The organism is Rhodococcus antarcticus (assembly GCF_026153295.1).
Lineage (GTDB): Bacteria > Actinomycetota > Actinomycetes > Mycobacteriales > Mycobacteriaceae > Rhodococcus_D > Rhodococcus_D antarcticus.
Genome location: NZ_CP110615.1, coordinates 2,324,969 through 2,349,012, shown reverse-complemented (window position 1 = coordinate 2,349,012; position 24,044 = coordinate 2,324,969). Strand labels below are relative to the sequence as shown.

The following is a 24,044-nucleotide window of genomic DNA, read 5'->3' as shown; positions in this document are numbered from 1 at the left end:
TGCGCACATGAGCGAGCGCACCCTGGTCCTGGTCAAGCCCGACGGAGTCGCCCGTGGCCTCACCGGGGAGGTGCTGGGCCGCATCGAGCGCAAGGGGCTGCGGATCGTGGCCCTGAAGATGCTGCTGGCTCCCCGCGACACCGCCGAGCAGCACTACGCCGAGCACGAGGGCAAGGGCTTCTACCCGGGCCTGCTCGACTTCATCACCTCGGGCCCGCTCGTGGCCGCCGTGGTCGAGGGCGAGCGGGCCATCCCGGCCTTCCGCCAGCTCGCCGGCGGCACCGACCCGGTGGAGAAGGCCGCCACCGGGTCCATCCGCGGCGACCTCGCCCTGGAGACCCAGCTCAACATCGTGCACGGCTCGGACGCGCCCGAGAGCGCGGTCCGCGAGATCGCGCTGTGGTTCCCCGAGCTGGTCTGAGCCTGGTCAGCCCGCTGGTCGACCGGCCCGGCGGCCCGACCGCGCGAGGCTGCGGGGCGCTGACCACGCTCCGCACCGGCGTTCGGGGCCGCAGCGCGGGGCGGGCACTACCCTGACTGCCATGTCAGCACCCACGCGCACACCCGGAGCGTCGGTCTTCGCCGAGCTCGAGCCGTTGCTGCCCCGGGTCTCCAAGCCCGTGCAGTACGTCGGTGGCGAGCTCAACGCCAGCCTCAAGGAGTGGGACTCCACCGTCGTCCGCTGGGCGCTGATGTACCCCGACGCCTACGAGGTCGGTCTGCCCAACCAGGGCGTGATGATCTTGTACGAGCTCCTCAACGAGCAGCCCGACGTCCTGTGCGAGCGCACGTACGCGGTGTGGCCGGACCTCGAGAAGCTGATGCGCGAGGCCGGTGTCCCGCAGTTCACCGTGGACGGTCACCGTCCCGTGGTCGACTTCGACGTCCTCGGGGTCAGCTTCGCCACCGAGCTGGGCTACACGAACCTGCTCGCCGCGCTCGACCTGGCGGGCATCCCGTTGCACGCCGTGGACCGCGACGAGCGGCACCCCATCGTCCTCGCGGGCGGGCACGCGGCGTTCAACCCCGAGCCCATCGCGGACTTCCTCGACGCGGCCGTGCTCGGCGACGGCGAGGAAGCCGTGCTGGAGGCCACCGAGATCATCCGCACCCACAAGGCCGAGGGGTCCCCGGGCGGGCGCGACGAGCTGCTGCTGCGCCTGGCCGAGTCCGGCGGCGTGTACGTGCCCAAGTTCTACGCCGTGGACTACCTGCCCGACGGCCGCATCCAGCGCGTGGTGCCCACCGATCCGCGCGTGCCGTTCCGGGTGTTCAAGCGCACCACCATGGACCTCGACGCCTGGCCCTACCCGAAGACGCCCCTGGTGCCGCTGGCCGAGACCGTGCACGAGCGGGCCAGCGTGGAGATCTTTCGCGGCTGCACCCGGGGCTGCCGGTTCTGCCAGGCCGGGATGATCACCCGCCCGGTGCGCGAGCGCAGCATCGAGGGCATCGGCGCCATCGTCCAGAAGTCGCTGGAGGCCACCGGCTACGACGAGGTGGGCCTGCTCAGCCTCTCCAGCGCCGACCACTCCGAGATCGCCGAGATCACCAAGGGCCTCGCCGACCGCTACGAGGGCACCGGCACCGGGCTCAGCCTGCCGTCGACCCGGGTGGACGCCTTCAACGTGGACCTGGCCAACGAGATCAGCCGCAACGGCCGGCGCTCCGGGCTGACGTTCGCCCCGGAGGGCGGCAGCGAGCGCATCCGCAAGGTGATCAACAAGATGGTGTCCGAGGAGGACCTCATCCGCACCGTCACCACCGCCTACGCCAACGGCTGGCGCCAGGTGAAGCTCTACTTCATGTGCGGGCTGCCCACCGAGACCGACGAGGACGTCCTGCAGATCGGCCGGATGGCCCGCGAGGTCATCAAGAGCGGACGGGTCGCCAGTGGGCACAAGGACATCCGCGCGACCATCTCCATCGGCGGGTTCGTGCCCAAGCCGCACACCCCGTTCCAGTGGGCCGCGCAGTGCCACCCCGACGTCGTCGACGACCGGCTCCGCAAGCTCCGGGCCGAGGTCGGCAGCGACCGGAAGTTCGCCCGCGCCATCGGGATGCGCTACCACGACGGCAAGCCCAGCCTGATCGAGGGCCTGCTCAGCCGGGGGGACCGCCGCGTCGGACGGGTGATCGAGACGGTGTGGCGCAACGGCGGTCGCTTCGACGGCTGGAGCGAGCACTTCTCCTACGAGCGCTGGGTCGCCGCGGCCGCCGCCGAGCTGGAGCCGCTGGGGGTGAGCCTGGACTGGTACACCACCCGCGAGCGCGAGCGCACCGAGGTCCTGCCCTGGGACCACCTGGACTCCGGGCTGGACAAGGAGTGGCTGTGGGCGGACTGGCAGGACGCGCTCAACAGCGAGGAGCAGGACGACTGCCGCTGGACGCCGTGCTTCGACTGCGGGGTGTGCCCGTCCATGGGCACCGACATCGAGGTCGGCCCCACCGGTCGCAGCCTGATCCCGATCGCCCCGGTGAGCACCGGCAGCCCCATCACCAACACGGCCCTGGCGGACGGCTGAGCAGACCGTGACGGCCCCGACCCGGATGTGACCACGGTCGGGACTGCGTGACACGCTCGGGGAGTGGCCGTTCCTCGGGGGTTGACCGTGCTCGTGGTCGCCGGCTCGCTCGTGCTGGCGGGGTGCACCGGGGGCGGTCAGGACCGCACGCCGGGTGCGGTGGGCCCATCGTCGGCGCCCTCGCCCTCGGCGCCGGCGGCGCTGCAGGCCGATGTCCAGGCGCCGGCGGGCACGAGCGTGGTCGCCGGTACCACGGTGGCGGGGCTGGCGAACGCGGTGGCGGCCTCGTTGTTCCGCCGCGCACCGGTGGCCGTGGTCGTCTCCTCCACCGCGGACGCCGAGGTGGGTCCGGCCGCCGCGACGGCCACCCGCCTCGGTGTTCCCGTGCTGGTGGACGGCGACGGCGGCAATCTCGCCGGCCGGCTCGCTGCGCTGGGCACCACGACGGTGCTCCGGGTCCGTGCCCCCACAGTCCGTGCCCCCACCGTCCGTGCCCCCACCGGCCAGACCTCCCCGGTCCTGCCGTCGCCGGCCCGGACCTCCTCAGCTCGGTCCTCCGGCGGTCCGGGGTCCGACGGGTACCCGGGGGTGACGGTCGTGGACTCCGCCGACCAGCTCCCGGTCACCGCCGCCCCGTCCTCCCCGCTGGTCTCCACGACCGTCCTCGTGCGCACCGGTGACGCCGCGACGGACCCCGCGGTGGCCGCCGGTGCCGTCGTCACCGCCACCGCGAAGGCGGCGGGCGCCCGCGTCGTCGACGTGGTGGCCGACGACCCGCGCTCCGACACCGCCGCGATCTCCGCCCTTCAGCAGGCTCCGCAGGGGCCGCTGCTCGCGGTCGGCGCCGGCTTCGGCACCTCCGAGGTGCTCACCCACCGCGTCGCCGTGGCCCGCACCGGGGTGCAGCTCCCCGGGGGCGGGCAGACGGTGTTCCCCGGCCGCGCCCTCGTCGCCCTCTACGGCTACCCCGGCTCGTCCTCGCTGGGGGTCCTGGGTGAGCAGGGACCCTCGGCCAGCGTGGCGCGCGCCCAGCGGGTGGCCGCCCCCTACGCCGCGCTCTACGACGTCCCCGTCGTGCCCACCTTCGAGATCATCGCGACGGTCGCCAGCGGTTCGCCCGGTGCCGACGGCGACTACTCCAACGAGGCCGGGGTCGCGACCCTGCAGCCGTTGGTCGACGCGGCCACCGCCGCCGGGATGTACGTGGTGCTGGACCTGCAGCCCGGTCGGGCGGACCTGGTGACCCAGGCGCAGCGCTACGCCTCGCTGCTGGCCCGCCCGAACGTGGGCCTCGCCCTGGACCCGGAGTGGGCACTGGGCCCCGACCAGGTCCCGCTGCAGCAGATCGGCTCGGTGACCGCGCAGCGGGTCAACGCCGTCGTCACCTGGCTCAGCGACCTGACCGCGGCGGCGAACCTGCCGCAGAAGCTGCTGGTGCTGCACCAGTTCCGGCTGTCGATGATCACCGACGAGGCGGCGCTGGACACCACCGACGACGACGTGACCCTGCTGATCCACGCCGACGGCCAGGGTGGGCGCAGCCAGAAGGAGGCCACCTGGCACGCGATCGTGCGGGCGGCGCCGGCGGGGATCCACTTCGGCTGGAAGAACTTCTACGACGAGGACCCGCAGATCGCGAGCCCCGCCGACACCGTCCGGCGCCACCCCGTGCCGCTGATGGTCAGCTACCAGTAGCGCCGGCTCACCCTGGGCGGGCGGGGTCTCAGCGGGTCCTGAACTGCTCCGCGAGTCCCACCAGTGCGTCGGGGTCCACCAGCGAGGTGGTGTCCCCGGGCTCCCGACCGGCGGTGATGTCCAGCAGCAGCCGGCGCACGATCTTGCCGGAGCGGGTCTTGGGCAGCTCCTCGACGACGATGACCTCCTGCGGCCTCGCGACCGGTCCGATCTCCCGCGCGACGTGGGCCCGCAGCTCGGCGACGAGGTCCTCACCCGCTACTGCCTCGCCCCGGGTGACCACGAACGCGACGACGGCCTGGCCGGTGGTGGCGTCCGGGGCACCGACCACCCCCGCCTCGGCCACGCGCGGGTGGCTGACCAGGGCGGACTCCAGCTCGATGGACGACAGCCGGTGGCCGGAGATGTTCATGACGTCGTCCACCCGCCCCTGCAGCCACACGTAGCCGTCGGCGTCGGTCCGGGCGCCGTCCCCGGCGGTGTACCAGCCCTGCGCCGCGAACTTCGCGAAGTAGGAGCTGCGGAAGCGCTCCGGGTCGCCCCACACCCCGCGGGCCATCGCCGGCCACGGCCGGTCGATCACGAGCAGGCCCCCCTCACCGGGGTCGCAGTCGCGACCGGACTCGTCCACCACCCGCACCGAGAGCCCGGGCAGTGCCCGGGTGGCCGAGCCCGGCTTGAGCGCGGTCACCCCGGGCAGGGGTGCGACCACCGCGGCCCCGGTCTCGGACTGCCACCAGGTGTCCACGACCGGGCACCGCCCACCGCCGACCACGCGGTGGAACCAGCGCCACGCCTCGGGGTTGATCGCCTCGCCCACGCTGCCCAGCAGCCGCAGCGAGGACAGGTCGTGGCCGCCGAAGGTCTCCTGCTCGCCCCACTTCATGAACGTCCGCACCAGGGTCGGGGCGGTGTAGTAGACGGTCACCCCGTGCTTGGCGATGATCTCCGCGTGCCGGCTGCGGCGCGGGGTGTCGGGGGTGCCCTCGTAGAGCACCTGGGTCACGCCGTTGCTCAGCGGGCCGTAGACCTCGTAGGTGTGCGCCGTGACCCAGGCGAGGTCGGCGGTGCACCAGTAGACGTCGTCCGGCTTGTGGTCGAAGCACGCCCACGCCGTCCACGAGGTCTGGGTGAGGTAGCCGCCCATCGTGTGCACGATGCCCTTGGGCTTGCCCGTGGTCCCCGACGTGTAGATGAGGAACAGCGGGGTCTCGGCCTCGAACGCGGGCGCGGTGTGCTCGACGGGCTGGTGGTCGACCACGTCGTGCCACCACACGTCGCGTCCGTCGGTCCACGCCACGTCGGACCCGGTCCGCCGCACCACCAGGACGTGCTCCACCGACTCGATGCCCTCGACGGCCGCATCGGCGGAGGCCTTCACCGGGACGACCTTGCCGCGGCGGTGCTGGCCGTCGGTGGTGACGAGGAGCTTGGCGCGGGCGTCGGCGACCCGGAAGCGCAGGGCCTCGGCCGAGAAGCCGCCGAACACCATCGAGTGGATCGCGCCGATCCGGGCGCACGCCAGCATGACGACCACGGTCTCCACGAGCACCGGCAGGTACACCACCACCACGTCGCCACGGCCGACGCCGAGCTCGGTGAGCGCGTGGGCGCAGCGGGACACCTCGACCTGCAGCTGGGCGTAGGTGACGGTGCGGGAGTCGCCCGGCTCGCCCTCCCACAGCAGCGCCACCTTGTCGCCGCGGCCGGCCTCGACGTGGCGGTCCACGCAGTTGCGGGCGACGTTCAGCTCGCCGCCGGAGAACCACCGGACGAAGGGGAAGTCGCGGCCGTCGTAGACGGTGTCCCACGGGCGGGTCCACTCCAGCCGGCGGGCCTGCTCGGCCCAGAACGCCTCCGGGTCGGCCGCGGCCCGGGCGTAGGCCTCCTCGGTCACGTTCGCCGCGGCGGCGAGGGCGTCGGGGGCGGGGTACAGGTCCGGGGCGGTCACGGGCACGACCGTAGCCACGCCCGGGGCCGAGTCCCACGCCGTGGTGACCACCCCCACCCGTCCGGCCGCTACCGTCGGAGGTGCCGCCCGCCAGCACCCACCCACGAGACCGGAGGCACCGGTGCCCGCCCAGCACGAGCCCAACCCCTCGGCCGCGCCCGCCCAGAAGATCCGCCTGCGCTACACCAAGCGGGGCCGGCTGCGCTTCACCTCCCACCGCGACGTCGCCCGAGCCTTCGAGCGTGCGCTGCGCCGGGCCGGGGTACCGATGGCCTACTCCCAGGGCTTCCACCCGCACCCCAAGATCTCCTGGGTGGGGGCGGCTCCCACCGGTGTGGCCAGCGAGGCCGAGTACGTCGAGATCTCCCTGGTCCGGGTGCTCGACGCCCAGCTCGTGGGTCGCGAGATCGACAAGGCGCTGCCCCCCGGGCTGGACGTGGTGGACGCGGTGACCGCCTCCGGCGGGTCCCTCCCGGAGCGGATGCACGCGAGCCTGTGGGAGCTCGTCGTCGACGGGGTGGAGCCAGCCGTCCTCGCCGCGGCCGTCGAGGCGTTCCTCGCCCTGGAGACCGCACCCGTGGAGCGGTTGACCAAGGACGGCCGCCGCCAGCTCGACGCGCGGGGTCCCGTGGTGAGCATGTCGGTGCGCCCCCCGGACGCGTCCCGGGCTCCGGGCGCGCCGCCGTGTGGGATACTCGACGCGGTCGTGCGGCAGGCAAGTCCCGCCGTTCGGCCGGATGACGTGATGAGCGCTCTGCTCGTCGTCGCTGGTCTGGAGCTCCCGGTGCCCGTGAGGGCCACCCGGGTCGCCCAGGGCCCGCTCGACGACGACGGGACGCTCGGCGATCCGCTCGCCGCTGATCGGGAGGCCGGCCCCCCAGGGCTCGGCGACCCGGCGCAGCGAGGGCCTCACGTGGTCGAGACCGGCACCGCCTGATCTCTCCGAGGTCTGCGGCGGTGAGAGACCCGCTCCACCCGGCGCCCGCACGGGCGCCGTGACCCGAACCGAACCGGCCCTCGCGTGGCCGCGTCCCACCACCCGGTGGACGCGCCCGGGGGCCCGAGGAGAACACGTGGCCCAGATCGTGCCGCCCGAGAACACCGACCTCCCCACCCGCCTGCGGGTGCACGCCCTGGCGAAGCTGCTGGGGGTGACGAGCAAGGCCGTGCTGGTCGAGCTCGAGCGCCTCGGCTCCGCCGTCGGCAGCGCCCAGTCGAGCATCGACCGCGCCGTCGCCGAGCAGGTGCGCGCCGCGCTCGCCCCGGCCGCCGCGAGCCCGGCTCCGGAGCCAGCCGCGGAGCCGGAGCCCACGGCCCCGCCCACAGCCGCCGCCCCGGCTGTCCAGGCGCCGCTGTTCATGGCCCCCGAGCCCGTGGCCGCCCCGCCGCGCCGCCGCCGCGCGAGCCGTCCCGCCGCCCCGGCCGAGGCCGACGTGCCCACCGAGGTCACCGACGCCGCGCCTGCCGAGCCCGCGGCCGCGCAGGCGCCGGTCGCGCCCGCCGCCGAGACCCCCGAGGCGGACCAGTCCCCCCCGTCGTCGGGTCGCGGCCGCCGCCGCCGCACGTCCAAGCCGGCCGACGCCGAGGGCGACGCCCCGACGACCGGTACCCCCGCAGCCGCGTCCGAGGAGCCGTCGGACCCCGACGCCCAGGATCACGACCAGTCCGACGACTCGCTCGACGAGGACGGCCAGCCCAAGCGCCGCCGCCGCGGGCGCCGTGGCCGTGGCCGTGGCCGTGGCCCGTCCGCCGACGAGCAGAACGACGAGGGGTCCGAGTCCACCGGCTCCGAGCCGCAACGAGACGGTGACCAGGCCGTCCCGCCCGCCGCCGAGGACACCTCCGACGACGCCGACGAGCGCGACGACGACGCGGAGGACTCCTCCGACGAGGACGGCGGCAACGGCCGGCGTCGGCGTCGGCGTCGGCGTCGCCGCTCCTCCGGGGAGTCCGCCGAGGGGGAGACCCAGACCGACGACGACCCGCCCAACACGGTCGTGCACGAGCGCGAGCCGCGCGCCCGCCGCAGCCGGGGCGGTCGGGGCGAGTCCCGCGACAAGGGTGACGCCGTCCGCGAGGGCTCCGACGAGGTCCAGGGCATCACCGGCTCCACCCGGCTCGAGGCCAAGCGCCAGCGCCGCCGCGACGGCCGTGACGTGGGTCGGCGTCGTCCGCCGATCCTGTCGGAGTCGGAGTTCCTGGCCCGTCGTGAGGCCGTCGACCGGAAGATGGTCGTCCGCCAGCACGGGCAGCAGACCCAGGTGGCCGTCCTGGAGGACGACGTCCTCGTCGAGCACTTCGTCACCAGCGCCAGCTCCACGGCCATGGTCGGCAACATCTACGTCGGCCGCGTCCAGAACGTCCTGCCCAGCATGGAGGCCGCGTTCCTCGACGTCGGTCGGGGCCGCAACGGCGTGCTCTACGCCGGCGAGGTCGACTGGGACGCCGCCGGCCTCGGTGGCCGCTCCCGCAAGATCGAGCAGGCGCTGCACTCCGGCGACCCGGTGCTCGTGCAGGTCAGCAAGGACCCGGTCGGCCACAAGGGTGCCCGCCTGACCACCCAGATCAGCCTGCCCGGTCGCTTCCTGGTCTACGTCCCCGGCGGTGGCTCCACCGGTATCAGCCGCAAGCTGCCCGACACCGAGCGCAAGCGGCTCAAGGACATCCTCAAGCGCATCGTCCCGGCCGAGGCGGGCGTCATCATCCGCACCGCGTCGGAGGGTGTGAGCGAGGAGGAGCTCGCCAAGGACGTGGAGCGGCTCCAGGCGCAGTGGGAGGACATCTCCGCCAAGGCCGCGGCGGCCACCGCGGGCGGGGCCAAGTTCACCGCACCCGTCGCGCTGCACGAGGAGCCCGACCTGCTGGTCAAGGTCGTCCGCGACCTGTTCAACGAGGACTTCAGCTCGCTCGTGGTAGCCGGTGAGGACGCGTGGGGCACCGTCGAGCGCTACGTCTCCTCGGTCGCGGTCGACCTGCTCCCACGCGTGCAGCGCTGGACCGAGGACACCGACGTGTTCGCGGCGCACCGCATCGACGAGCAGCTGGCCAAGGCGATGGACCGCAAGGTCTGGCTGCCCTCGGGCGGCACGCTGGTCATCGACCGCACCGAGGCGATGACCGTGGTCGACGTCAACACCGGCAAGTTCACCGGTGCCGGCGGCAACCTCGAGGAGACGGTCACCCGCAACAACATCGAGGCCGCCGAGGAGATCGTGCGGCAGATGAGGCTGCGCGACATCGGCGGCATGATCGTCGTGGACTTCATCGACATGGTGCTGGAGAGCAACCGTGACCTGGTCCTGCGACGGCTCACCGAGTGCCTCGGTCGGGACCGCACCCGCCACCAGGTGTCCGAGGTGACCTCGCTCGGCCTGGTGCAGATGACGCGCAAGCGCATGGGTGCCGGGCTCATCGAGGAGTTCTCCGTCCCCTGCGAGCACTGCCACGGACGCGGCGTGATCGTGCAGGCCGAGCCGGTGGTGCAGTCCTCCACCGGGGGCGCCCGGGCCGAGTCCGCCGGCACCGGCCGCGACCGTCGCCACGACCGGCCCGCCACCGCGGCACCGGTGGTGCTGGACCCGGGCCCGCTGGTCCGCAGCACCCCTCCCGTGCCCGGGCCCAAGGGGCGCCCCGTCTCGGCCCCGGCCCCGGTCACCAGCGCGGCCGAGGAGACGGCCGCCGAGGTGTCGGAGACGTCGACCACGGTCGCCGAGTCCACGCCCGAGCCAGCCGTCGCCACCCCGGAGCCGGCGCCCGCCCGGCGCTCCAGGGCCCGTCGGGCCTCCCGCCCGGCGTCCGCACCGACCGACGGTGACGCCGTGGCCGGGGAGCCGGTGGTCGTGGAGCCGGTGGTTGCTGAGCCGGCGGCCGTCGAGCCCGCAGCCCCGGTGGAGCCCGTGGTCGATGAGCTTGTGGTCCCGGTCGTGGAGCCGGTGGAGGACGCGCCGGTGGTCGCCCCGCCGGCCCGGCGCAGCCGCGCCCGCCGGACCGCCTCGCGCCCCGAGGCGGCCCCGGAGTCCGGCACCGCACCCGTGGTGGTCGCGGTCGCGGTCCCGGAGTCCCCCGCGGTGGATCCCGCCGTGGTGACCGTGCTCCCGGAGGCCGCTGCCCCGCCCGTGGAGCAGCCCGCCGTCACCCGGCCCCGCCGCCGGCGCGCAGCCGGCCGTCCGGCCGGGCCCCCGGTGGGGGAGTCGGCGTGACCGGTGCCGCACACCGCGGTTTGACCAGCCGTCGAGGCGCCCCGTAACCTCAGATGGTCGCTGGTCCGCGGCACCGTGACGCGCGTCCGTGCGTCGTCGTGGCGAGCAGGACCGCAGCACCACCACAGATGTTCCCCAGACACGCGCACCACCCCGCACGGGGTGCTGCGGCCAGAGTGCGAAAGAGCAGGAGATCCCCTCCGATGTACGCGATCGTCAAGACCGGCGGCAAGCAGTACAAGGTCACCGAGGGTGACCTCGTCGAGGTCGAGAAGGTCGACGGTGCCCCCGGTGCCCAGGTCGCCCTGCCCGTGCTCCTCCTCGTGGACGGCACCGAGGTCACCACGGACGCCGACGCCCTCGCCAAGGTCACCGCGACCGGCGAGATCGTCGAGCACACCAAGGGACCGAAGATCCGGATCCACAAGTTCAAGAACAAGACCGGATACCACAAGCGCCAGGGGCACCGTCAGAAGCTGACGATCCTCAAGGTCACCGGCCTTTCCGCCTAGCCTTCCCGGCTCCCCAGAACCCGCACTTCCCCAGGAGGGACGCTCCATGGCTCACAAGAAGGGTGCTTCCAGCTCCCGCAACGGTCGCGACTCGAACGCCCAGCGACTGGGCGTCAAGCGCTTCGGTGGCGAGGTCGTGAAGTCCGGCGAGATCATCGTGCGCCAGCGCGGCACCCACTTCCACCCGGGGCTGAACGTCGGCCGGGGTGGCGACGACACGCTGTTCGCGCTCACCGCCGGTGCGGTCGAGTTCGGCCGCAAGCGTGGTCGCAAGCTCATCAACATCGTGCCGTCGGTCGTGCCCGAGCTCGTCGAGGCCTGAGCGCCTCCACGCCTGAGCGCCGAGCTCCAGCGTCCCTGACAGGGGCGGGCAGGGTCACCGACCCCGCCCGCCCCTGTCGGCGTTGCGCCCGCCCTTGTCGGCATTGCGCCCGTGCCGCCGAACGTCCCGTCCCACCCGCTCCACCTGGAGGATCGCTCGATGTCCCGCTTCGTCGACCGCGTCGTCCTGCACGTCTCCGCCGGAGGTGGCGGCAACGGGTGCTCCTCGGTGCACCGGGAGAAGTTCAGGCCTCTCGGCGGCCCGGACGGCGGCAACGGCGGCAAGGGTGGGTCGATCGTCCTCGAGGTCGATGACAGCGTCCACACGCTGCTCGACTTCCACCACCACCCGCACGCCCAGGCCGAGCGCGGCAAGCAGGGCATGGGTGGCAACCGCGACGGCGCGCAGGGCGGGGACCTCGTGCTCCGCGTCCCGGACGGCACCGTGGTCCTCGACTCCGACGGCCGCATGCTCGCGGACCTCGTGGGCAACGGCACCCGCTTCGACGTGGCTCCCGGCGGCCGTGGTGGGCTCGGCAACGCGGCGCTGGCCTCCAAGGCCCGGCGCGCTCCCGGCTTCGCGCTGCTCGGCGAGACCGGGGTCACCCGCGACCTCGTCCTCGAGCTGAAGTCGGTGGCCGACGTCGGCCTGGTGGGGTTCCCCTCGGCCGGCAAGTCGTCGCTGGTCAGCGTGCTGTCGGCCGCCCGGCCCAAGATCGCCGACTACCCGTTCACCACCCTGGTGCCCAACCTCGGGGTGGTGACGGCCGGGGAGACCACGTTCACCGTGGCCGACGTCCCGGGGCTCATCCCGGGGGCGAGCGACGGGCGGGGGCTCGGCCTGGAGTTCCTGCGCCACCTCGAGCGCTGCGCCGTCCTGGTGCACGTCGTGGACTGCGCCACGATGGAGCCCGGCCGCGACCCGCTCAGCGACATCGACGCCCTGGAGGCGGAGCTCGCCGCCTACACCCCCGTGCTGCACGACGACGCGGAGCTCGGCAGCCTCGACCGGCGCCCGCGCGTGGTGGTGCTGAACAAGGTGGACGTGCCCGACGCCGCCGAGCTGGCCGAGCTCGTCACCCCCGAGCTGGAAGCCCGGGGCTGGCCGGTGTTCACCATCTCGGCCGTGAGCCGGGAGGGCCTGCGGGCGCTGACCTTCGCCCTGGCCACCGCGGTGAACACCTACCGCACCGAGAACCCGCCGCCGCCCCCCACCCGGACGGTGCTGCGCCCGGTGGCCGTGGACGCGGTGGGCTTCAGCGTCGAGCACGACGAGGAGATCGAGGGCGGGTTCATCGTGCGTGGGACGCGGCCCGAGCGCTGGATCGCCCAGACCCAGTTCGACAACGACGAGGCCGTCGGCTACCTCGGCGACCGGTTGGCGCGGCTCGGCGTGGAGGACAAGCTCGCGAAGATGGGCGCCGTGCCCGGTTCCCCGGTCACGATCGGGGAGATGACCTTCGACTGGGAGCCGTCCACCCCGGCCGGCATCGCGCTCACCCGCACCGGCCGCGGAACCGACCCCCGGCTGGACGCCGTGGACCGCATCGGGGCCTCCGAGCGCAAGGTCGCCCACCGCGTGCGCCGCGGGCTGGACGTCGAGGGCATGGACTGACGGTGGGCGGCGCCCATGCGTCCACCCCGCTCTCGACGCGGGCCGCCGTGTCCGGTGCCCGTCGGGTGGTGGTCAAGGTCGGCTCGTCGGCGCTGACCAGCCTGGCGGGCGGGCTCGACCCGGTGCGGCTGGACGCGCTGGTGGACGCGGTGGCGGCTCGGGTCGCCGCCGGTGCCGACGTGGTCGTGGTGTCCTCCGGTGCCATCGCGGCCGGACTGGCTCCCCTCGGGCTCACCCGCCGCCCCCGCGACCTCGCCAGCCAGCAGGCAGCGGCGAGCGTGGGCCAGCTCGTGCTCGCCCAGGCCTGGAGCGCGTCGTTCGCACGGCACGGCCGCACCGTCGGACAGGTCCTGCTCACCGCCGAGGACCTCAGCCGTCGCAGCAACCACCGCAACGCCCAGCGCACCCTGGAGCGGCTGCGCGTGCTCGGCGTGGTCGCGGTGGTCAACGAGAACGACACCGTGGCCACTGCGGAGATCCGGTTCGGCGACAACGACCGGCTCGCCGCCCTGGTGGCGCACCTCGTCGGCGCGGACGCCCTCGTGCTGCTCTCCGACGTGGCCGGGCTGCACGACGGCGACCCGAGGCTGGGCGGCGCCACGCTGGTGCGCGAGGTGGGAGGTGATGGCGACCTGCTCGGGGTGAGCGCCGGCACCGGGGGAGCGCTGGGCACCGGGGGGATGGCGTCCAAGCTCTCCGCGGCCCGGCTCGCCGCCGACGCCGGGGTGCCCGTGCTCCTGGCGTCGGCCGCCGAGGCTGGCGCCGCGCTCGGTGCGGCCGAGGTGGGGACCGCGTTCGCCGCCCGGGGGGCCCGGCTCTCGGCCCGCAAGTTCTGGGTGCGGCACACGGCCGACGCCGCGGGCGCCCTGCACCTCGACGCCGGGGCGGTGGCCGCGGTGGTCACGGGGCGCCGGTCGCTGCTCGCCGCGGGGGTCACCGGGACCGAGGGGGAGTTCCACGCCGGTGACGTGGTGGACCTGCTCGCTCCCGACGGGGCGCTCGCCGCCCGCGGAGTGGTCGCCTTCGACGCCGCGGAGCTCCACACGATGGTCGGACGGTCCTCGGCCGACCTGCCCGTCGAGCTGCGCCGTCCGGTGGTGCACGCCGACGACCTCGTCGCCGGCTGAGCTACCCGCCCGACGCCCCGAAGCGCTCCGTGCGCACCAGCGCGGGGTCGTGGCCGAGCTCGAGCAGCCCGTCGGCCACCGCCTCGACGAAGGCGGTCGGCCCGCAGACGAGGACCAGCGGTCGCTCCCCCGGCCCGATGGTGTTCTGCCGCAGCACGTCCGGGGTGAGGCGGCCGCGCAGCCCGGTCCACTCCGGCCGCGCGTACCGGCTCATCGTGGTGGTCACGAGCAGCCCGGGCTGGGGACGGGCGAGGGTGTCGGCGCCGATCACCTCGTCGGGGGAGCGGGCCGAGAGCAGCAGCCGGGCCGCGGGGACGCCCCCCACCCGCGCGCGCTCGGTGAGCACGGCCAGGAAGGGGACCACCCCCGACCCCCCGGCGACCATCTGCACCGGGCGCGGTTCCCCGGGCGTCCACTCCAGGTGCCCCCCGACGGGTCCGTTGACCTCCAGCTCGTCCCCCGCCCGGGCCTCGCGGACCAACCAGGGCGAGACCTCCCCGTCGTCGAGCAGCTCCACGACGAGGCTGAGGCCGTGCTCCCCGGGTGCTGAGGCGATGGAGTACGACCGCTGCGCGGTGTAGCCGTCGGCCGCGGTCAGCCGCACGTCGAGGTGGTTGCCGGCGCGGTGGCCGGGCCACGCGGGCACGTCGAGCAGCAGGCGGCTGGCGTGCGTGGTCTCGGGGCGGGTGGCGACCACGCGCGCAGGCATCCAGGGCACGGCGCGGGCCTAGTCGCCGCTGTAGCGCTGCTCGCGCCACGGGTCGCCGAGCTCGTGGTAGCCGAGGTTCTCCCAGAACCCGGGCTGGTCGGTGCTCCTCAGCTCGAGGCTGCGCACCCACTTGGCCGACTTCCACAGGTACAGGTGCGGCACCAGCAGCCGGGCCGGCCCGCCGTGCTCGGGGGTCAGCGGCGCGCCGGCGTAGGTGTCGACGACCCAGGCCCGGCCCCCCGTGACCTCGCTCAGCGGCAGGTTGGTGCTGTACCCACCGTCGGCCCCGACGAGCACGTGGGTGGCGTCGGCCGACACCCCCTCCAGGAGCAGGTCGACCGACACCCCGCGCCAGGAGGTGCCGAACTTCGACCACGTGGTGACGCAGTGCAGGTCGGTGGTGAGGTCCTCGTGGGGCAGGGCCGCGAACTCCGCGGTGCTCCAGCGGCGGGGCAGCCCCGCTCCGCCGGTCACCTGCAGGTCCCACCGGGTCGGGTGGGTGCGCGGGGTGGGTCCGATGGAGAGGACGGGGAAGTCGTCTCCGACGTCGTGCTGGCCCGGGGGCAGGACGCGGTCCGAGGCGGGGCGGCGGCCGTGGAAGCCGCGGGTGACGGGAGGCACGGACCCAGTGTCCCCCGTCCACCGGTCGATCTGCGCCGGCCCACGGGCGCCGCTACCGTCGAACACATGAGCGACCAGCCCAGCGGCGACCAGCAGAACGACGTGAGCACGAACCCCGAGAAGGACCCGGAGGACTGGGTCACCGGCGACGAGCCCATGACGGGCCCGCAGAAGAGCTACCTGTCGACGCTGGCCCAGGAGGCGGGCGTCGACGTCCCCGAGGACACGACCAAGGCAAAGGCCTCGGAGATGATCGACGAGCTCCAGGGCAGGACCGGCCGCGGCCGGTAGCGCTCCCGCAGCGTCGGGTCCCGCGGGACCCGACGCTCAGGCCGTGGCGGCCAGGGCGAACGGCAGCACCGCGTCGGCCCCCGCCGCCCGCAGCTCCCAGGCCGCGACGGCCAGCGTCCACCCGGTGTCGGCCCTGTCGGTGACCAGCAGGACGGGCCCCTGGACGGCGGCCAGGTCCGGCAGCAGCCACGCTCCCTGCAGCCCGGCCACCCGGTGCGCGGAGTTGGCGGCGTGGACCGCGGGGTGCTCCGGGCGGCGCTGCAGCGTCCCGAGGTCGGCCAGCCGCCCCACCTGGGCCAGCCGCTCCACCACGCTCGTCAGCAGCACCGGGTGGGTCTGCGACTCCAGCCCGAGGATGCTCGTCGGACGCTGGTCCCAGCGCCAGGAGGCGAGCACCGCGACGCAGGCCGAGAGCAGCGCGTCGTCCGCCTCGTCGTCCGGCCCGTCGAGCAGCGCGCGCAGCCGCTGGCCCCAGCCCAGGTCGGTCAGCCTGCCGATCGCCCGGCCCGGCTCCGCTCCGGCGGTGATCTTGCCGGAGAGCGGCACCCCGAGCTTCGCCATCCCGCTGGGCCACTGCTTGCGCTCGGGCAGGTCCACCCCCGGCCGGTCGAAGCGGGCCCGCGCGGCCTGCAGCGCAGCCGGGTCCACGGTCGCCGACGGTGCGACCCCGGTGCAGCGGTCGCAGCGGCCGCAGGTCCAGCCGTCCACGAGCTCCGGGTCGTCGAGCTGGGCCCGCAGGAAGGCCATCCGGCAGCCGTCGGTGCTCTCGTAGTCCAGCACCGCACGCTGCTCGGAGCGTCGGGCGTCGGCCAGGCGGCCGTACCGCTCGCCGTCGTAGGACCACTCCGCCCCGGTGGAGACCCAGCCGCCCCGGACCCGCTGCACCGCGCCGTCCACGTCCAGCACCTTGAGCACCATCTCCAGCCGGCTGCGCCCCAGGTCCACCAGCGGCTCCAGCGCGGCGGTCGACACGGCGCGCCCCGCCTCGGCCAGCGCGGCGAGCACCGAGCGCACCAGGGACTCGGACGGAAAGGCCAGCGAGCCGAAGTACGACCAGATGGCCTGGTCCTCCCCGGCGGGCAGCAGCACCACCTCGGCCCGGTCGGTCGCACGGCCGGCGCGCCCCACCTGCTGGTAGTAGCTGATGGGGCTGGACGGGGCCCCCACGTGCACGACGAACCCCAGGTCGGGCTTGTCGAAGCCCATGCCGAGCGCCGAGGTGGCGACGAGCGCCTTGACCCGGTTGGCCAGCAGGTCGCCCTCCAGCACCTCGCGCTCAGCGGTGTCGGTGCGTCCGGTGTAGGCGGCCACCGCGTGGCCCTGCTCCCGAAGCAGCCCCGCGAGGTCCTCGGCCTGGGCCACGGTGAGGGTGTAGACGATGCCGGAGCCCGGCAGCTCGTCCAGGTGCTGCGCGAGCCACGCCGGACGCTGCGGACCCGGCACGGTGACCACCGAGAGGTGCAGCGACTCGCGGTCGAGGCCCCCGCGGAGCACCAGGGTGTCCCCGTGCCCGGCGCCCACCCCGAGCTGGGCGGCCACGTCGGTGACCACGCGGTCGTTGGCCGTGGCCGTGGTGGCGAGCACGGGCACCCCGTCGGGCAGGTCGGCCAGCAGCGTGCGGATGCGGCGGTAGTCCGGCCGGAAGTCGTGTCCCCAGTCGGAGACGCAGTGCGCCTCGTCCACCACCACGAGCCCGGCGTCGGCGGCCAGGCTCGGCAGGACCTGGTCGCGGAAGTCCGGGTTGTTCAGCCGCTCCGGGCTGACCAGCAGGACGTCGAGCTCGCCGGCGGTGACCTGCGCGCGAACGTCGTCCCACTCGGTGACGTTTCCGGAGTTGATGGTGGCCGCCCGGACCCCCGCCCGTGCGGCGGCCTCGACCTGGTTGCGCATGAGCGCCAGCAGCGGCGAGACGATGATGGTGGGCCCGGACCCCCGGGCGCGCAGCAGCTTCGCCGCGATGAAGTACACCGCCGACTTGCCCCACCCGGTGCGCTGCACGACGAGCGCGCGGCGTCGGCCGACCACCAGGGCCTCGATGGCGGTCCACTGGTCCTCCCGCAGCACCGCCGCCGGGCCGGCCAGCTCGCGCAGCAGGGCCTCGGCGTCCGCGCGCAGGTCGGGGCTCGAGGGGTCCGCGCTCGAGGGGTCGGCGCTCGAGGGGTCGGGGCTCGAGGGGTCGGCGCTCGGGGGGTCGGGGGGAGCGGTCATGGGCACCACTCTCCCCGACACGACCGACAGGACCGGACGCCTACGCTTGGGCGGTGACCACCAGCACGCCCACCGACACCCTCCGCCAGGACGTCCACGACGCCGCCCGCCGGGCCCGTACGGCCGCCCGCGCGCTGGCCCTGCTCAACCGTGCCGAGAAGGACGCCGCCCTGCACGCGTGTGCGGACGCGGTGCTCGCCGCCGCGCCGGACGTGCTGCGCGCCAACGACGACGACGTCCGGGCGGGGCGCGACGCGGGTCTGGACGCCGGGCTGCTCGACCGGCTGCGGCTGAGCCCCGAGCGCCTGGACGGCATCGCGGCCGGGCTGCGCCAGGTGGCCGGGCTGCCCGACCCCGTGGGCGAGGTCGTCCGTGGCTCCACGCTGGCCAACGGCATCCGGCTGCGGCAGCTGCGGGTGCCCCTGGGGGTGCTCGGGATGGTCTACGAGGCCCGGCCGAACGTCACGGTCGACGCCGCCGGGCTCGCCCTGAAGTCCGGCAACGCCGTCCTCCTGCGCGGCTCGTCGTCCGCGGCCCGGTCCAACCGTGCCCTGGTCGTGGCGCTGCGCGGTGCCCTGGAGGCCCAGGGTCTGCCGGCCGACGCGGTCCAGCTCCTCGACGCGACCGACCGGGCCACCGTCACCCACCTCGTCCAGGCCCGCGGGCTCGTGGACGTCGTCATCCCCCGGGGCGGGGCCGGGCTGATCCAGGCCGTGGTCCGCGACGCCACCGTGCCCACCATCGAGACCGGGGTGGGCAACTGCCACCTGTACGTGCACGCGGCCGCGGACCTGGCCGTCGCGCAACGGCTCGTGCTCAACGCGAAGACCCGTCGGGTGAGCGTGTGCAACGCGCTGGAGACCGTGCTCGTCGACCGGGCGGTCGCTGGTGTCGCCGTGCCGCAGCTGGTCTCGGCCCTGCAGGCGGCCGGGGTCACCGTCCACTCCGACGTCGAGGGCGGCGCGGAGCTGGGGACGGTCCCGGCCACCGACGACGACTGGGCGAGCGAGTACCTGTCGATGGACGTCGCGCTCACCGTGGTCGACGACCTCGACGCCGCCGTCGCGCACATCGACACCTGGGGGACCGGGCACACCGAGGCGATCGTGACCACCGACCTCGCTGCGGCGGAGGCGTTCACCCGCCGGGTGGACGCCGCGGCGGTGATGGTCAACGCCTCCACCGCGTTCACCGACGGCGAGCAGCTCGGCCTCGGGGCCGAGATCGGCATCTCCACCCAGAAGCTGCACGCCCGCGGCCCGATGGGCCTCACCGAGCTGACGTCCACCAAGTGGATCGCCTGGGGTGACGGGCACGTGCGTGACTGACCGGGCATCATGGCCGCCAACCCCACCCCCGAGGAGCGCACCCCGTGGCCCGCAGTGACTCGCACGCCGTGACCACCAGCCCGCCGTTGTTCACCAGCGTCGACGACGTCGTGGAGAAGCTGGCCACCACCGGCTACCTGGCCGACAAGGCCACCGCGACCTCGGTGTTCCTGGCCGACCGGCTCGGCAAGCCCCTTCTCGTCGAGGGCCCCGCCGGGGTGGGCAAGACCGAGCTGGCCCGTGCCGTCTCCGAGGCCACCGGCGCCGGGCTCGTCCGCCTGCAGTGCTACGAGGGCGTCGACGAGGCGAGGGCGCTCTACGAGTGGAACCACGCCAAGCAGCTGCTGCGGATCCAGGCCGGCAGCGGCGACTGGCAGCAGACGCAGGAGGACGTGTTCAGCGAGGAGTTCCTGCTGACGCGCCCCCTGCTCACCGCCATCCGTCGCACCGAGCCGACGGTGCTGCTCATCGACGAGACCGACAAGGCCGACGTCGAGATCGAGGGCCTGCTGCTGGAGGTCCTCAGCGACTTCGCCGTCACCGTCCCCGAGCTCGGGACCATCGTGGCCACCCGCAAGCCGTTCGTGGTGCTGACCTCCAACGCCACCCGCGAGCTCAGCGAGGCCCTCAAGCGCCGCTGCCTGTTCCTGCACCTGGACTTCCCCGACGCCGAGCTCGAGCGGCGCATCCTGGCCAGCCGGGTGCCCGACCTGCCCGAGGCGCTGGCCGAGCAGCTCGTGCGGACCATGCGCGTGCTGCGCGGCATGCAGCTCAAGAAGCTGCCCTCGGTGGCGGAGACCATCGACTGGGGCCGCACGCTGCTGGCGCTGGGCCTGGACACCCTCGACGACGCCGCCGTGCGGTCCACCCTGGGCGTGGTGCTCAAGCACCAGAGCGACCAGCTCCGGGCGGCCGGCGAGCTGCGGCTCAACTAGTGGCCAGCCGCCCGTCCTGGCTCGCCGACGAGCGCCCGGCTGCGCCGCACGGCCTGCCCGGTCACCTCGTCTCCTTCGTCGAGGCGCTGCGCTCGCGGGGCATCGGGGTCGGCCCGTCGGAGACCGTCGACGCCGGACGGGTCATGGAGGTCCTCGACCTGCTCGACCGCGAGGCGCTGCGGGAGGGCCTGGCCGCCGCCCTGCTGCGCCGCGCCACCCACCGCCGCACCTACGACAGCCTGTTCGACCTGTGGTTCCCCGCCGTCATCGGCGAGCGCTTCGTCGGGGGGGCGGACGCGGTGGACACCGAGCTGCCGCGCGACGAGGACGGCGACGTCGATCTCGACGCCGTGCGCGACCTGCTCGCCGAGCTCCTGGCCGAGGGCTCCGCCCGGTCCCGCGGGCTCAGCCGCATGCTCGCCCGCGAGGTCGCCGAGCAGCTCGGCCGCTACGAGACGCGCTCCGGTCCGTCCTTCTCGGCCTACCAGGCGCTGCGCGACATCTCCCCGGACACGCTGCTCGCCCGGATCCTCGAGGCCCTGCTCGGGGGCGAGGAGGCTGCGGGGGCGGCGAGCGACTTCGACACCGAGATCGCCCGTCGCACCGCCAAGGAGCGCATCGCCGAGTTCCGCCGCGACGTCGAGGAGGAGGTGCGTCGGCGCACCGCCGAGCGGGTCGGCAAGGAGAAGGTCGCGGCCTCGAGCGTGCCCAAGATCGCCGAGCAGGTCGACTTCCTCCGTGCGCGCAGCGACGAGCTCGTCGAGCTGCGCAAGACCGTGGCGCCCCTGGCCCGGCGGCTCGCGAGCCGGCTCGCCGCGCGCCGGCGCCGCAGCCGCCGCGGGGCCATCGACCTGCGTCGGACCCTGCGGAAGTCGATGTCCACCGGTGGTGTCCCGGTGAGCCTGGAGCTGAAGAAGCCGCGGCCCGGGCGGCCCGAGCTCGTCATCCTCTGCGACGTCTCCGGGTCGGTGGCGGGGTTCAGCCACTTCACCCTGCTGCTCGTCAGCGCCCTGCGCGAGCAGTTCTCCCGGGTGCGGGTGTTCGCCTTCGTCGACACCACCGACGAGGTCACCTCGTTCTTCGACCCGGGCAGCGACCTGGCCGACGCCATGGCCCGGATGACGCACGAGGCGAAGCTCGTCGCCTTCGACGGGCACTCCGACTACGGCAACGCGCTGGGGGACTTCGCGGAGACCTTCGCCGACGCGGTCACCACCAAGAGCTCGGTGCTGGTGCTCGGCGACGCCCGGACCAACTACCGCGACCCGAATCTGGCCGTGCTGCGCCGCCTCGCCTCCACCGCGAGGCACGTGCACTGGCTCAACCCCGAGCCGCGGTCCCAGTGGGGCAGCGGGGACTCCGCCGCCGACCGGTACGCCGCGCTGGTCCCCATGCACGAGTGCCGCACCGCCGAGCAGCTCGCCGAGGTCGTCGCCCGCCTGCTGCCGGTCTGAGCGGGGGCGGGCCAGCCACTACCCTGGAGCGGTGACGAGACGGCTGGGGGTGATGGGCGGGACGTTCGACCCCGTGCACCACGGCCACCTGGTGGCCGCCAGCGAGGTCGCGGAGCGGTTCGCCCTCGACGAGGTGGTCTTCGTGCCCACCGGCGAGCCGTACCAGAAGCGTGAGCACCTGGTCAGCCCGGCCGAGGACCGCTACCTCATGACGGTCATCGCCACCGCGTCCAACCCGCGGTTCTCGGTGAGCCGGGTCGACATCGACCGGGTGGGTCCCACCTACACCGTCGACACCCTGCGCGACCTGCGGGCCCAGCACCCGGACGCCGAGCTGTACTTCATCACCGGGGCCGACGCACTGGCGGCCATCCTGTCCTGGCACCGGGTGGAGGACCTGTTCGACCTGGCCCACTTCGTCGGCGTCACCCGGCCCGGGTTCGAGCTGGAGGCCGACCACCTGGGAGACCTGCGGCCCGGGGCCCTGGACCTCGTGGAGATCCCCGCCCTGGCCATCTCCTCCACCGAGTGCCGCACCCGCGCCGCCGAGGGGCGTCCGGTCTGGTACCTCGTGCCCGACGGGGTGGTCCAGTACATCTCCAAGCGCGACCTCTACCGCCCCGCCGACGCGCCCCGTCCGGACGGCACCGTCCGCACCTCGGACCCGTCCCCGCACCACGCCCCACCACTGACAGCACCTGCACCACCGATCGCACCAGGAGCCACACCGTGACCGCCACCAGCTCCGCCCGCGAGGCCGCGCTCGTCGCGGCGGCCGCCGCCGCCGAGAAGCTCGCCAAGAACATCACCATCCTCGACGTGTCCGAGCAGCTCGTCATCACCGACTGCTTCGTCATCGCCTCCGCCGGCAACGAGCGCCAGGTCGGCGCCATCGTCGACGAGGTGGAGGAGCAGATGCGCCGCCACGGGGTGAAGCCCGTGCGCCGCGAGGGCACCAAGGAGGGGCGCTGGGTGCTGCTGGACTTCGTCGACGTCGTGGTGCACGTCCAGCACGACGAGGAGCGCAGCTTCTACGGACTGGAGCGGCTCTGGAAGGACTGCCCCGTCATCCCCTTCGACGCCGACGCGCACCAGCCCACCGGCTCCGAGGCCAGCTCGGACGCCGAGAGCCGCGAGCTCACCGAGACCGAGCGGCTCAACCGCCTCCTCAAGGGCCAGTGACGGGGTCGCACCGCCGGCTGGTCCTGCTGCGGCACGGTGAGACCGACCACAACGCCGGGCTGCGCATGCAGGGCCAGCTCGACATCGGGCTCAACGACCGTGGACGCGAGCAGGCGGCGACCGTCGCACCGCTGGTCGCCGCGCTGCACCCCGAGCTCGTGGTCACCTCGGACCTCGCCCGGGCCGCGGACACCGCCGCGGCGGTCGCTGCCGCCGCGGGGGTGGCGGTCCACCCCGACGCGCGGCTGCGGGAGACGCTGCTGGGCCAGTGGCAGGGACTGACCCACACCGAGGTCGAGGAGCACACCCCCGGGGGTTTCCCGGCCTGGCGCTCCGACGCGCTGTACCGCCCGCCCGGTGGCGAGACCAGGGTGGAGGTGGCCGAGCGCGGTGCGGCGGTGGTCGACGAGCTGCCCGAGGGGCCCGGCACGGTCGTCCTGGTGGCGCACGGCGGCCTGGTCGCGGCGCTGACCGCCCGGCTGCTCGAGCTGCCCGTCGCCCGCTGGGCGGTGGTCGGCGGACTCGGGAACACCCGCTGGGCCGAGCTCGTGCCACGGGTGGTGGACGGTCGTCCCTCCTGGCGGCTGGAGGCGTGGGACACCCGTGGCTGAACCCCCCGTGCTGCTCGTGATCGCCGACAGCCTCGCCCACCACGGCCCCGAGCGCGCCCACCCCGCCGACCACCCGCGGATCTGGCCGGTGCTGGCCGCGGCGGAGCTGGGGTGGCGCTGCGAGCTCGTCGCCCGGGTCGGCTGGACCAGCCGCGACGCGTGGTGGGCGCTGACCCAGGACCCCCGCGTGTGGGCCGCGACCGGCCAGGCCGGTGCGGTGGTGCTGGCGGTGGGCGGCATGGACACGCTGCCGTCCCCGCTGCCGACGGCGCTGCGTGAGCAGCTGCGCTACCTCCGGCCCCCGGCCCTGCGTCGCGTCGCCCGCGCCGCGTACGGGTGGGCGCAGCCGCGGCTGTCCCCGCTCGGCCGGCCGGTGGCGCTGCCGCCCCGGCTCAGCGTCGAGCACCTGGAGCTGTGCCGGGCGGCGCTGCACGCCCTGCGGCCCGATCTGCCCGTCATCGGCACCCTGCCCTCGGTGCACCGCAGCGCCGCCTACGCCGGCGTGCACGCCGGGCGTCCGGCCGCCGAGCGGGCGCTGCGGGTGTGGTCGGCGACCTCGGGGGTGCCGCTGGTGGACCTGCGGGCGGCGGTGGGGGAGCACGTGCTGTCCGGGCGCGGCAACCCCGACGGGCTGCACTGGGGGTGGGAGGGTCACCGCTCCGTCGCCGACGCCGTGGTCGCCCAGGTGCGTGCGACCACGGCGGCCCAGGTGCGTGCGAGCGGGGTGGGCGGACTGTCCTAGCCGCTCCGCGCTCTAGTG

The 24,044-nt window shown here is 74.5% G+C and carries 21 protein-coding genes; 17 read left to right on the top strand and 4 right to left on the bottom strand.

The genetic code is table 11. The features are described 5' to 3' along the window. The first annotated feature begins 7 nt into the window (after positions 1 to 7). The 3 genes from ndk to RHODO2019_RS11405 all read left to right on the top strand — a co-directional run bounded on the left by ndk (position 8) and on the right by RHODO2019_RS11405 (position 4,220). A complete protein-coding gene (gene ndk / locus RHODO2019_RS11415) occupies positions 8 to 421 on the top strand; it encodes a nucleoside-diphosphate kinase (protein ID WP_265381918.1) in 414 nt (137 codons plus the stop codon). A 121-nt stretch (positions 422 to 542) separates the two neighbouring features. Continuing rightward, on the top strand, positions 543 to 2,525 hold the full coding sequence (locus RHODO2019_RS11410; RefSeq protein ID WP_265381917.1) for a TIGR03960 family B12-binding radical SAM protein: 1,983 nt from the start codon (positions 543 to 545) through the stop codon (positions 2,523 to 2,525). 63 nt (positions 2,526 to 2,588) lie between these two features. Next, a complete protein-coding gene (locus RHODO2019_RS11405) occupies positions 2,589 to 4,220 on the top strand; it encodes a hypothetical protein (protein WP_265381916.1) in 1,632 nt (543 codons plus the stop codon). 28 nt (positions 4,221 to 4,248) lie between these two features. On the opposite strand, the gene acs is transcribed toward RHODO2019_RS11405, so the two are convergent. Next, the gene (gene acs, locus RHODO2019_RS11400; protein WP_435532112.1) at positions 4,249 to 6,177 is read right to left on the bottom strand and encodes an acetate--CoA ligase; all 1,929 of its coding nucleotides are present in this window, start codon (positions 6,175 to 6,177) and stop codon (positions 4,249 to 4,251) included. Positions 6,178 to 6,292: 115 nt separating this feature from the next. Here acs and RHODO2019_RS11395 point away from each other — a divergent pair, with 115 nt between their 5' ends. The 6 genes from RHODO2019_RS11395 to proB all read left to right on the top strand — a co-directional run bounded on the left by RHODO2019_RS11395 (position 6,293) and on the right by proB (position 13,945). Then, positions 6,293 to 7,108 (top strand): TIGR03936 family radical SAM-associated protein, encoded by an 816-nt coding sequence (locus RHODO2019_RS11395; protein WP_265381915.1) that lies wholly within the window; start codon positions 6,293 to 6,295, stop codon positions 7,106 to 7,108. A gap of 136 nt (positions 7,109 to 7,244) precedes the next feature. Continuing rightward, positions 7,245 to 10,370 (top strand): translation initiation factor IF-2 N-terminal domain-containing protein, encoded by a 3,126-nt coding sequence (locus tag RHODO2019_RS11390; protein WP_265381914.1) that lies wholly within the window; start codon positions 7,245 to 7,247, stop codon positions 10,368 to 10,370. A gap of 203 nt (positions 10,371 to 10,573) precedes the next feature. Further along, positions 10,574 to 10,882: a 50S ribosomal protein L21 gene (gene rplU / locus RHODO2019_RS11385; protein ID WP_265381913.1), complete on the top strand. Its 309-nt coding sequence runs from the start codon at positions 10,574 to 10,576 to the stop codon at positions 10,880 to 10,882. Between the two features lie 46 nt (positions 10,883 to 10,928). Next, entirely contained in the window at positions 10,929 to 11,204 is a 276-nt protein-coding gene (gene rpmA, locus RHODO2019_RS11380) for a 50S ribosomal protein L27 (protein ID WP_265381912.1), read from the top strand. Between the two features lie 159 nt (positions 11,205 to 11,363). Beyond that, on the top strand, positions 11,364 to 12,818 hold the full coding sequence (gene obgE, locus RHODO2019_RS11375; protein WP_265381911.1) for a GTPase ObgE: 1,455 nt from the start codon (positions 11,364 to 11,366) through the stop codon (positions 12,816 to 12,818). A 2-nt stretch (positions 12,819 to 12,820) separates the two neighbouring features. Then, the gene (proB, locus tag RHODO2019_RS11370) at positions 12,821 to 13,945 is read left to right on the top strand and encodes a glutamate 5-kinase (protein ID WP_265381910.1); all 1,125 of its coding nucleotides are present in this window, start codon (positions 12,821 to 12,823) and stop codon (positions 13,943 to 13,945) included. A gap of 1 nt (position 13,946) precedes the next feature. Here proB and RHODO2019_RS11365 read toward each other — a convergent pair whose 3' ends face one another. Both RHODO2019_RS11365 and RHODO2019_RS11360 read right to left on the bottom strand, forming a co-directional pair. Next, on the bottom strand, positions 13,947 to 14,654 hold the full coding sequence (locus RHODO2019_RS11365) for an FAD-binding oxidoreductase (protein WP_265381909.1): 708 nt from the start codon (positions 14,652 to 14,654) through the stop codon (positions 13,947 to 13,949). 18 nt (positions 14,655 to 14,672) lie between these two features. After that, on the bottom strand, positions 14,673 to 15,275 hold the full coding sequence (locus tag RHODO2019_RS11360) for a molybdopterin-dependent oxidoreductase (RefSeq protein ID WP_265381908.1): 603 nt from the start codon (positions 15,273 to 15,275) through the stop codon (positions 14,673 to 14,675). 66 nt (positions 15,276 to 15,341) lie between these two features. Between RHODO2019_RS11360 and RHODO2019_RS11355 the strand changes: the two genes are divergently transcribed. Next, the gene (locus RHODO2019_RS11355; protein ID WP_265381907.1) at positions 15,342 to 15,566 is read left to right on the top strand and encodes a DUF3072 domain-containing protein; all 225 of its coding nucleotides are present in this window, start codon (positions 15,342 to 15,344) and stop codon (positions 15,564 to 15,566) included. A 36-nt stretch (positions 15,567 to 15,602) separates the two neighbouring features. Here RHODO2019_RS11355 and RHODO2019_RS11350 read toward each other — a convergent pair whose 3' ends face one another. Next, the gene (locus RHODO2019_RS11350; protein WP_265381906.1) at positions 15,603 to 17,774 is read right to left on the bottom strand and encodes a RecQ family ATP-dependent DNA helicase; all 2,172 of its coding nucleotides are present in this window, start codon (positions 17,772 to 17,774) and stop codon (positions 15,603 to 15,605) included. A gap of 53 nt (positions 17,775 to 17,827) precedes the next feature. Here RHODO2019_RS11350 and RHODO2019_RS11345 point away from each other — a divergent pair, with 53 nt between their 5' ends. The 7 genes from RHODO2019_RS11345 to octT all read left to right on the top strand — a co-directional run bounded on the left by RHODO2019_RS11345 (position 17,828) and on the right by octT (position 24,026). Beyond that, a complete protein-coding gene (locus tag RHODO2019_RS11345) occupies positions 17,828 to 19,102 on the top strand; it encodes a glutamate-5-semialdehyde dehydrogenase (RefSeq protein ID WP_265381905.1) in 1,275 nt (424 codons plus the stop codon). 68 nt (positions 19,103 to 19,170) lie between these two features. Continuing rightward, positions 19,171 to 20,037 carry an AAA family ATPase gene (locus tag RHODO2019_RS11340; protein WP_435532221.1) on the top strand — a complete coding sequence of 289 codons (867 nt, stop codon included), beginning with the start codon at positions 19,171 to 19,173 and terminating at the stop codon, positions 20,035 to 20,037. Then, positions 20,037 to 21,491 carry a vWA domain-containing protein gene (locus RHODO2019_RS11335; RefSeq protein WP_265381903.1) on the top strand — a complete coding sequence of 485 codons (1,455 nt, stop codon included), beginning with the start codon at positions 20,037 to 20,039 and terminating at the stop codon, positions 21,489 to 21,491. The genes RHODO2019_RS11340 and RHODO2019_RS11335 overlap by 1 nt, the downstream gene beginning before the upstream one ends. A 52-nt stretch (positions 21,492 to 21,543) precedes the next feature. Next, the gene (nadD, locus tag RHODO2019_RS11330) at positions 21,544 to 22,224 is read left to right on the top strand and encodes a nicotinate-nucleotide adenylyltransferase (protein ID WP_265384737.1); all 681 of its coding nucleotides are present in this window, start codon (positions 21,544 to 21,546) and stop codon (positions 22,222 to 22,224) included. Beyond that, positions 22,221 to 22,673, top strand: coding sequence for a ribosome silencing factor (rsfS, locus tag RHODO2019_RS11325; RefSeq protein ID WP_265381902.1), 453 nt, complete (start codon positions 22,221 to 22,223; stop codon positions 22,671 to 22,673). The genes nadD and rsfS overlap by 4 nt, the downstream gene beginning before the upstream one ends. A 65-nt stretch (positions 22,674 to 22,738) precedes the next feature. Continuing rightward, on the top strand, positions 22,739 to 23,284 hold the full coding sequence (locus RHODO2019_RS11320) for a histidine phosphatase family protein (RefSeq protein ID WP_435532220.1): 546 nt from the start codon (positions 22,739 to 22,741) through the stop codon (positions 23,282 to 23,284). Then, positions 23,277 to 24,026: a diglucosylglycerate octanoyltransferase gene (octT, locus tag RHODO2019_RS11315; protein ID WP_265381900.1), complete on the top strand. Its 750-nt coding sequence runs from the start codon at positions 23,277 to 23,279 to the stop codon at positions 24,024 to 24,026. Before RHODO2019_RS11320 ends, octT begins: the two co-directional genes overlap by 8 nt. Positions 24,027 to 24,044: the final 18 nt, after the last annotated feature.

Bases quoted from the DNA above. Each gene is read 5' to 3' on its own strand.
- ndk (WP_265381918.1), top strand. From the start codon at position 8: ATGAGCGAGCGCACCCTGGTCCTGGTCAAGCCCGACGGAGTCGCCCGT.
- RHODO2019_RS11410 (WP_265381917.1), top strand. From the start codon at position 543: ATGTCAGCACCCACGCGCACACCCGGAGCGTCGGTCTTCGCCGAGCTC.
- rplU (WP_265381913.1), top strand. From the start codon at position 10,574: ATGTACGCGATCGTCAAGACCGGCGGCAAGCAGTACAAGGTCACCGAG.
- rpmA (WP_265381912.1), top strand. From the start codon at position 10,929: ATGGCTCACAAGAAGGGTGCTTCCAGCTCCCGCAACGGTCGCGACTCG.
- obgE (WP_265381911.1), top strand. From the start codon at position 11,364: ATGTCCCGCTTCGTCGACCGCGTCGTCCTGCACGTCTCCGCCGGAGGT.
- RHODO2019_RS11365 (WP_265381909.1), bottom strand. From the start codon at position 14,654: ATGCCTGCGCGCGTGGTCGCCACCCGCCCCGAGACCACGCACGCCAGC.
- RHODO2019_RS11355 (WP_265381907.1), top strand. From the start codon at position 15,342: ATGAGCGACCAGCCCAGCGGCGACCAGCAGAACGACGTGAGCACGAAC.
- RHODO2019_RS11350 (WP_265381906.1), bottom strand. From the start codon at position 17,774: ATGACCGCTCCCCCCGACCCCCCGAGCGCCGACCCCTCGAGCCCCGAC.
- nadD (WP_265384737.1), top strand. From the start codon at position 21,544: ATGGGCGGGACGTTCGACCCCGTGCACCACGGCCACCTGGTGGCCGCC.
- RHODO2019_RS11320 (WP_435532220.1), top strand. From the start codon at position 22,739: ATGCAGGGCCAGCTCGACATCGGGCTCAACGACCGTGGACGCGAGCAG.